Genomic DNA, 8,050 nt, shown 5'->3' with positions numbered 1-8,050 from the left:
TCCTACAAGCTGTACAGCTTTGCCATGTAGGAGCTGCCGAAGGCTGCGATCTTTTGATCCACCAAAAAAAACGGCGACCCTCAGGTCGCCGTTTTTTTCAGTATCACTTAGCCGCGTTGATCGGCTTTTCCGGATACCAAACGTCCAGCAACGGGCTGACTTCATACTTGGTCAGCTCGGAGCGGGTTTTCAGCCAGGCTTCAACGGCAGCGCGCTGCTCTTCGTTGACCGAGCCACGCTTCTGCAGGCATACCAGACCGAAGTCGTCGCCGCCAACATAACCCAGACCGTTGGCTTCCATGGCTTCTTTGATGAATGCTTCGAGGAAAGCGTCAATGGCTTCTTCGGACAAGTCTTCTTTGAAGTCCAGGTTCAGTTCGAAACCCAGCTCTTGAAATTCATCAACGCACAGTTTTTTGCGCAGACGCTGGGAACGGTTAGTCGCCATTGGAACAATCCTCTTAAGTAAATACGGCGGGCACTTTACCAGTTTAAGCAATCGATTGCCCGCCTCTCTGGACACAGCCGCCGACCGCCTGTAAAAAAATCAACGAATCGCCACCCCGAGGACGGCACAATCGGTTACACCTTGGGGCATAATGCCGACACTTTCGTGACCACTGAGGGCTTTTTCATCCATGTCCTCGTCTTTTTCCCCCTCGGCTGTAGGGTTTTATTTCATATGATCAAATCGTTGCGTCCACTGTTTCTCGCCGGCCTTCTTCTTCCTCTGGCCCTGAATGTTTCTGCTGCCGCCATCAATACTTCCCTGACCCCCAACGTTGAAAAAGCCCTCAAGGCGAGCAAATTGCAGCCCAGCGCCCTGTCGCTGGTGATGGTGCCGCTGGACGGCCCGGGCACGCCGACCGTGTTCAACGCCGACGTCTCGGTCAACCCGGCCTCGACCATGAAACTGGTGACCACTTACGCGGCGCTGGAAATGCTCGGCCCCAATCATCAGTGGAAAACCGAGTTCTACACTGACGGCGACCTCAACGGCGGCATCCTCAACGGCAACCTCTACCTCAAGGGTGGCGGCGATCCGAAGCTGAACATGGAAAAACTCTGGCTGCTGATGCGCGACTTGCGCGCCAACGGCGTGACCCAGATCACCGGCGACCTGATCCTCGACCGCAACTTCTTCGTGCAGCCGGTGCTGCCGGAATTCAACGATGACGGCAATGACGAGAACAAACCGTTCCTGGTCAAACCCGACTCGCTGCTGGTCAACCTCAAGGCCCTGCGCTTTGTCGCCCGCAACGATAATGGCCGGGTGCTGATTTCGGTTGAGCCGCCGATCGCCAGCGTAAAGATCGCCAACACTGTTAAAGCCCTGCCCTCCAAGCAATGCACCGGCGGCGTGCGCTATAACCCGGTGCCCGAAGCCGATGGCAGCGTGACCGTGACCGTTGCCGGCCAGTTGGGCGAAGGTTGCAGCTCGCAGACCTACCTGTCGCTGCTCGATCACGCGACCTACACCGCCGGCGCCGTGCGCGCGATCTGGAAAGAACTGGGTGGCAGCATTCAGGGCAAGGATCGTCTGGCGTCGACGCCAAGCAACGCCAAACTGCTCGCGCGCGCCTACTCGCCGGATCTGGCGGAAATCATCCGCGACATCAACAAATACAGTAACAACACCATGGCCCAGCAGCTGTTCCTCAGCCTTGGCCAGCGCTTCCGCAACGACGCCGACGGTGACGACGCCAAAGCGGCGCAACGTGTAGTGCGTCAGTGGATGGCCAAGAAAGGCATCACCGCGCCGCATCTGGTGATGGAGAATGGCTCCGGACTGTCCCGTGCCGAACGCGTCAGCGCCCGTGAAATGGCGAGCATGCTGCAAGCCGCCTGGCACAGCCCGTACGCCGCCGAATACATCAGTTCGCTGCCAATCGCCGGCACCGACGGCACCATGCGCAAGCGTCTGAAAACCACGGCGATGCGCGGCGAAGCGCACGTCAAGACCGGCACCCTCAACACTGTGCGAGCGATTGCCGGTTTCAGCCGTGACGTGAATGGCAACACCTGGGCGGTGGTGGCGATCCTCAACGACAAGGCACCGTTTGGTGCGTCGTCGGTGCTGGATCAGGTGCTGCTGGACCTCTACAAGCAACCGCGCTTGCCGCAGACGGCTTCGGTCCTGTAACGCCGTTCTAGCAATACCACAAAACCCTGTGGGAGCTGGCTTGCCAGCGATAGCGGAGTGTCAGTCAACGAATAGGCTGACTGGAATGACCCTATCGCTGGCAAGCCAGCTCCCACAGGTTTGTGGTGTATCGAGGATCAGCTCATCTGCTCGACCCGATCGCGCCCGCGCTGCTTTGCCATGTACACCCCCGAGTCCGCGCGCAACAGCAACGCATCCGCGCCCTCCCCCGTTCGCCAACTGGCGATACCGAAACTCGCTGTAACCACGCCGACCACATCCACCGGCGCGCCGCGCAAGCCTTGCCACAACTCGACTGCCAGCATGTGCGCGTGCTCGCCGTCGATGTCCGGGCACAGCACCATGAATTCCTCGCCGCCCAAACGGCAGAACACATCGGTGCGGCGTAAACGGTGACCGATGCGCTCGCACACCGCTTGCAACACCCGGTCGCCGACGGCATGACCGTACTGGTCGTTGATGCGTTTGAAGTGGTCGATGTCGAGCATGATCACCGACAGCTCGCCACCACCGCGCTCGACCCGGGCCATTTCCGTGGTCAGGCGTTCCTGGAAGTAGCGGCGGTTGTGAATGCCGGTCAAAGAATCCGTCACGGACAAGGCGCGCAGCTCTTCTTCCACGCGCTTCAAATCGGAAATGTCCGAGATGTAGCCGTGCCACAGCACGCCACCGCCCGGCAGTTCTTCCGGCGTCGCTTCGCCGCGCACCCAGCGCAGGCCGCGTGCAGGCAGTTGCACGCGGTATTCCTCGCGCCACGGGCTGAGGCTATCGGCCGAGGCGCGAATCGACGAGCGCACGCGCGTGGTGTCCTGCGGATGAATCCGGGTGAAGATCGCCTCGGCGTTGAGCAGCAGCACATCCGGCTCCAGCTCGTAGATTTCACGGATGCCATCGCTGGCATAGATCACGCTGAAACGCCCGTCGAATTCCATCTTGAACTGGTAGATGCCGCCCGGCACGTGCGCGCTGAGTTTCTTCAGCAACACATCCCGCGCCGCCAGCACTTCGTGCACGCGTTTGCGCTCGGTGATGTCGATGCAGATCGCCAGATGACCGACCCACAAACCCTGTTCATCGAGCACCGGGGTGGCGAGCATGTTCACCGGAATATGACTGCCATCGCTGCGCACCAGCGTCCACTCCCGCGCTTCGTGACCGCCGACTTCGCCGCCCTCGACCAGCATCGCGTGGCAGGTCGGGATGCTTTTGCCGTAGCGCGAACTCAATTCAGCAGCGCGGGCCGTCAGTTCGCGGGGCAGATGGAGGTTTTCCAGGGTCATGTGGCCGACGACATCGGCACTGCTGTAACCGAGCATTTGTTCGGCGCCAGGGTTGAAGGTGTTGATCACCCCGCGCAAATCGGTGGCGATGATTGCCACTTGCGTCGCGGCATTCAAGACACCGCGCAATTGCCCGTGGGTGCCGCGCAACTCCTGTTCGCGCTCATGTAACTCCTGGGTGCGTTGCTCGACCATGCGCAAGGCGCGCTGACGCTGACTGACCAGCACATACAACAGCGCACTGAGCAGCACGCTGAGCAAGCCACCGAGAATGACCACGCTGCTAACCGACGAATGGTTGCCTTGAACGAACGCATCGCTCGGCAGGATATCGACCTGATAATCGTGATCGGCCATGCGCAACAGGCGCGTTGCGGCCAGATCGCTGGGGGCCGGTTCGTTGGTCGACTCGAACAACACCTCGTGCTGATCATTGGTCGATAAATCAAGAATTCGTACCGACAGGTAGTCATGGAAGGCATCCGGCAAACCATCAGCCAGCAACTGGCGCATGCTGATCACCGCCATCACGTAGCCGAACGACTGCTGTTCGCCCTCGCGGATGACGGGGGCCACCAACAGCACACCGCGTGCATAGGACGGTTCGATACTGACCAGATGCAGCGGCTGCGAGACCGTCAGACTATTGAGTTTATCGGCGCGTTGCAGGGTGTCGCGGCGTAACGGCTGGGCCAGCAAGTCATAGCCCAATGGCGAACCGAGACGGCTCTGGGTCTGGCTGTACAGCACCGGCACGTATTCATCGCGCTCGTCCGCCAGTTGTAGTTCGCCCTGGGCGTTGAGTTCACGCAGGGTGAAGTTGCTCAGGCCTTCGTCACGTACGCGCTGTTCAAACGCTGCGCGCTCGGCACCGCTGACCTTCAGGGCAAAGGAATAGGCTTGGGTACGCAGTAATAAAGGGTGGGTGTAACCGTCGAATTCGGCGCGAGACACCGATTCGGAGTTGGCGAAGAAACGGCGCAGACCGTCGAGGCGTTGCTCTTGATCCTGAAAACGTTCTTCGATACGGCTGTATCGTTCATTGGCCAGCAGTTGAAAGCGCTGACGGGTTTGTTGCTGAAACTGATTGAGCGTGCCCCAGGCGAGCAGCCCCGTGAGAATCCCGCCGGCGAGCAATACCAGCAGCGCGACCAGCCAGGCCGAGACGTCTTCGCTGATAAAACCCAGAATTTTTGGGCGCACGGGGTGCAACGACATAAGAACAACTCACTACGCCAGCATTTACGGGAAAACCCCATTGACCGTGTGTGAGTTATAGCTATTAGCCACTAATTTAGCTAGCGCGGGAGGATCCACGGAGCCTTTAAAAATCAAGGCTCTGTGGATCCAACTTGGCCGAGCGTCAACGAGCCGTGATTTTCCAGGCGCGGTGGATCTTGGTGTTGCGGGCAAAATCCGGATCAATGGTCTGCGCGCTGATTTCCTCGACCGCGTAACGCTCGGCGAGGTTCTCTTCCAACTGGAACTTGCGGAAGTTGTTGGAGAAGTACAACACGCCGCCCGGTGCCAGACGGGCCATGGCCAGGTCGATCAACTGCACCTGGTCACGCTGCACGTCGAAGATGCCTTCCATGCGCTTGGAGTTGGAGAAGGTCGGCGGATCGATGAAGATCAGGTCGTATTCTTCGCGGCAGCTTTCCAGCCACGCCATCACGTCGCCCTGCTCCAGACGGTTCTTGTCCGAGTAACCGTTCAGCGACAGGTTGCGGCGCGCCCAGTCGAGGTAGGTCTTCGACAGGTCGACGCTGGTGGTGCTGCGTGCACCGCCCTTGGCCGCGTGCACGCTGGCCGTTGCGGTGTAGCAGAACAGATTGAGGAAGCGCTTGCCGGCCGCCTCTTTCTGGATGCGCATGCGCATCGGGCGGTGATCGAGGAACAGACCGGTGTCGAGGTAGTCGGTGAGGTTGACCAGCAACTTCACGCCGCCCTCGGTCACTTCGTTGAACTTGCCCTGAGCAGCCTGACGCTCGTACTGCTTGGTGCCGCTCTGGCGCTCGCGGCGCTTGACCACGACGCGGCTCTTGTCGACGTTAAGTGCCTGCGGAATCGCTGCCAGCGCATCGAACATGCGCGCCGAAGCTTTTTCCGGATCGATCGACTTCGGCGCGGCGTATTCTTGAACGTGCACCCAATCGTGGTACAGGTCGATCGCCATTGCATATTCAGGCATGTCGGCATCGTAGACGCGGTAGCAATCGATGCCTTCGCGCTTGACCCACTTGCCCATGGCCTTGAGGTTCTTCTGCAGACGGTTGGCAAACATCTGCCCGCCTTCGCTCAAGCGCGGCTGTTCGATCACCGGGGCCGGGGCTGGCGTCGGTTTGATCGGGTTGCCGTTCTTGTTGAATTTGCGTTCTTGCGGCTCGTCCGGGGTCAGATCGTAAGCCGCTTGCTCGCGCTCGGCCTGACGTTGTTCCGGGGTACGACGCTCGCCAGTGACGAACTGATCCGGCAGCACTTTGATCAACAGCAGCTTGCACGGCAGCGCGCCGTTCCAGAACGAATACTGCTTGTGGCTGCGGATGCCCATGCGCTTGCCCAGATCGGGCGCGCCGGTGAACACCGCCGCTTCCCAGTTCAGGCAGGCCTGACGCAGACGCTCGCCGAGATTCTGGTAGAGGTACAACAGGCTGGCTTCGTCGCCGAGACGCTCGCCGTACGGCGGGTTGCAGATCACCAGACCTTTCTGGTTCTGGTCCGGACGCGGCTCGAAGGTCGCGACTTCGCCCTGGTAGATCTTGATCCACTCGCTCAGGCCGGCGCGCTCAACGTTGTTGCGGCCCGGTTGAATCAGACGCGGGTCGGCTTCGTAACCGCGAATCCACAGCGGCGGCTTGGCCAGACCGGCAGCGGCACGTTCGACGGCTTCTTCGTGAAGTTTTTTCCACAGCGCCGGGACGTGACCGAGCCATGCGGTGAATCCCCACTGCTCACGACGCAGGTTCGGTGCCATATCGGCGGCGATCATCGCGGCTTCGACGAGGAACGTACCGACACCGCACATCGGGTCAGCCAGCGCGCCGCCTTCAGCGGCAATGCGCGGCCAGCCGGAACGGATCAGGATCGCCGCCGCGAGGTTTTCCTTCAGCGGCGCCGCACCTTGCTGCAGGCGATAGCCGCGCTGGTGCAGGCTGTGCCCGGAAAGGTCGAGGGAGAGAATCGCTTCGCCGCGATCCAGACGCAGGTGAATGCGCAGGTCCGGATTGAGCTTGTCGATCGACGGACGGTCGCCCTGCGGGGTGCGCAGTTTATCGACGATGGCATCTTTGACTTTCAGGGCGCCGAAGTGAGTGTTGTCGATGCCCGAGCCGTGGCCGCTGAATTCGACGGCCAAGGTGCCGTCGCTGAGCATGTGATCCTGCCATTCGATGTCGAGCACACCGTGGTAAAGGTCTTCAGCGTCTTTCATCGGGAAACGCTTGAGCACCAGCAGCACCCGGTTGGCCAGACGCGACCAGAGGCACAGGCGATAAGCGGTTTCCATGGTTGCCATGCCACGCACGGCGGAAGTGTGCTCGCGCGCTTCTTCAAGGCCAAGCCCGACGGCTTCCTCGATAAGCAGGCCTTCAAGGCCTTTGGGGCAAGTGAGGAAGAGTTCGAAACGGTCGGACATGGTATTTCCAGAGCCTTTGGCTAGTGAATCGGCAACGCATTGCCGACCCGGTTTTCAATCAGGCGCTTTTCTAAAAGAACGCCCGCGTGGCACGAAGGTGTGCCGTTCCATCCCCGCTGCTCGGGTTAAAAGAGCTTAGATGCCGGGACAGATAAAAAAGTTGATGCAACAAAAAGTCTTAAAGCGACCCTTCGTCGAATAGTACCCCAGCGCAAACGTGGGTCATTCTCACTAAAGAATTAAGCCCATCATCCAGCGGGGGGCCGATCATACCGGGGTTTGCCCAATAAACATTCAATAAATACGCAGTTACTTATCGCTATAGCACCCTTTTCGTTACGTCCTTATGACAAAACGGTCATTCCATCGCTGTGACTCATTGGTTAGAACTGATCACAGGTTGACGTCGCAACGGCGTCAACACCTTGGCTCGCGACGCCGGCAGCGAGCCGCACCATGGCAGGTTTTTTCTGCCAGACCTCAGTTGAGGTCAACGCGACACAAAACAGTCAACAAGTGAGGGAAACACCCTATGAGAAGACTTAAGCGTGATCCGTTGGAAAGAGCATTTTTGCGCGGATATCAATATGGCGTTGGTGGCAAATCCCGTGAGCTTTGCCCATTTACTCTACCGTCGGTACGTCAAGCCTGGATTAACGGCTGGCGAGAAGGACGCGGCGACAACTGGGACGGTATGACCGGCACTGCGGGAATCCACAGACTCAACGAACTTCACGCCGTCGGCTGACACAGGGCATTAATTCCGACACGACAATCTGAATTTGTAACGAATTAACCACGCACGTCCTTCCCGGACGGCGGGCTACGGCCCAGGGGCTCCTTCGAGGAGCCCTTTTTTATGCCTGCCAACTCGACTGGCACCCACCTTTCGATTGGCGGGCAACTACCCCTGTAGGAGCTGCCGAAGGCTGCGATCTTTTGATCTTGATTCTAAAAACAAGATCAAAAGAT

General features: G+C 59.4%; 5 protein-coding genes. 2 read left to right on the top strand and 3 right to left on the bottom strand.

Annotated elements, in window-relative coordinates; genetic code table 11:
• Positions 1-103 precede the first annotated feature (103 nt).
• On the bottom strand, positions 104-448 hold the full coding sequence (locus EJA71_RS04535; protein WP_007916365.1) for a YggL family protein: 345 nt from the start codon (positions 446-448) through the stop codon (positions 104-106).
• A 234-nt stretch (positions 449-682) separates the two neighbouring features.
• On the opposite strand from EJA71_RS04535, the gene dacB reads away from it, so the two are divergent.
• Positions 683-2,143 carry a D-alanyl-D-alanine carboxypeptidase/D-alanyl-D-alanine-endopeptidase gene (dacB, locus tag EJA71_RS04530; protein ID WP_158954669.1) on the top strand — a complete coding sequence of 487 codons (1,461 nt, stop codon included), beginning with the start codon at positions 683-685 and terminating at the stop codon, positions 2,141-2,143.
• Positions 2,144-2,280: 137 nt separating this feature from the next.
• Here the strand turns inward: dacB and EJA71_RS04525 are convergent, their stop codons facing one another.
• Positions 2,281-4,662 (bottom strand): diguanylate cyclase, encoded by a 2,382-nt coding sequence (locus tag EJA71_RS04525; RefSeq protein ID WP_158954667.1) that lies wholly within the window; start codon positions 4,660-4,662, stop codon positions 2,281-2,283.
• Positions 4,663-4,807: 145 nt separating this feature from the next.
• The gene (gene rlmKL / locus EJA71_RS04520) at positions 4,808-7,078 is read right to left on the bottom strand and encodes a bifunctional 23S rRNA (guanine(2069)-N(7))-methyltransferase RlmK/23S rRNA (guanine(2445)-N(2))-methyltransferase RlmL (protein ID WP_158954665.1); all 2,271 of its coding nucleotides are present in this window, start codon (positions 7,076-7,078) and stop codon (positions 4,808-4,810) included.
• A gap of 532 nt (positions 7,079-7,610) precedes the next feature.
• Here rlmKL and rmf point away from each other — a divergent pair.
• On the top strand, positions 7,611-7,826 hold the full coding sequence (gene rmf, locus EJA71_RS04515) for a ribosome modulation factor (protein WP_003223300.1): 216 nt from the start codon (positions 7,611-7,613) through the stop codon (positions 7,824-7,826).
• Positions 7,827-8,050 lie beyond the last annotated feature (224 nt).

The sequence above is a fragment of the Pseudomonas sp. PB106 genome (assembly GCF_009764645.1).
GTDB lineage: Bacteria > Pseudomonadota > Gammaproteobacteria > Pseudomonadales > Pseudomonadaceae > Aquipseudomonas.
This window is presented reverse-complemented; position numbering and strand designations above follow the sequence as displayed.

Coding starts and splice junctions, on each gene's coding strand:
- EJA71_RS04535 (WP_007916365.1), bottom strand. CDS start 448: ATGGCGACTAACCGTTCCCAGCGTCTGCGCAAAAAACTGTGCGTTGAT.
- dacB (WP_158954669.1), top strand. CDS start 683: ATGATCAAATCGTTGCGTCCACTGTTTCTCGCCGGCCTTCTTCTTCCT.
- EJA71_RS04525 (WP_158954667.1), bottom strand. CDS start 4,662: ATGTCGTTGCACCCCGTGCGCCCAAAAATTCTGGGTTTTATCAGCGAA.
- rlmKL (WP_158954665.1), bottom strand. CDS start 7,078: ATGTCCGACCGTTTCGAACTCTTCCTCACTTGCCCCAAAGGCCTTGAA.
- rmf (WP_003223300.1), top strand. CDS start 7,611: ATGAGAAGACTTAAGCGTGATCCGTTGGAAAGAGCATTTTTGCGCGGA.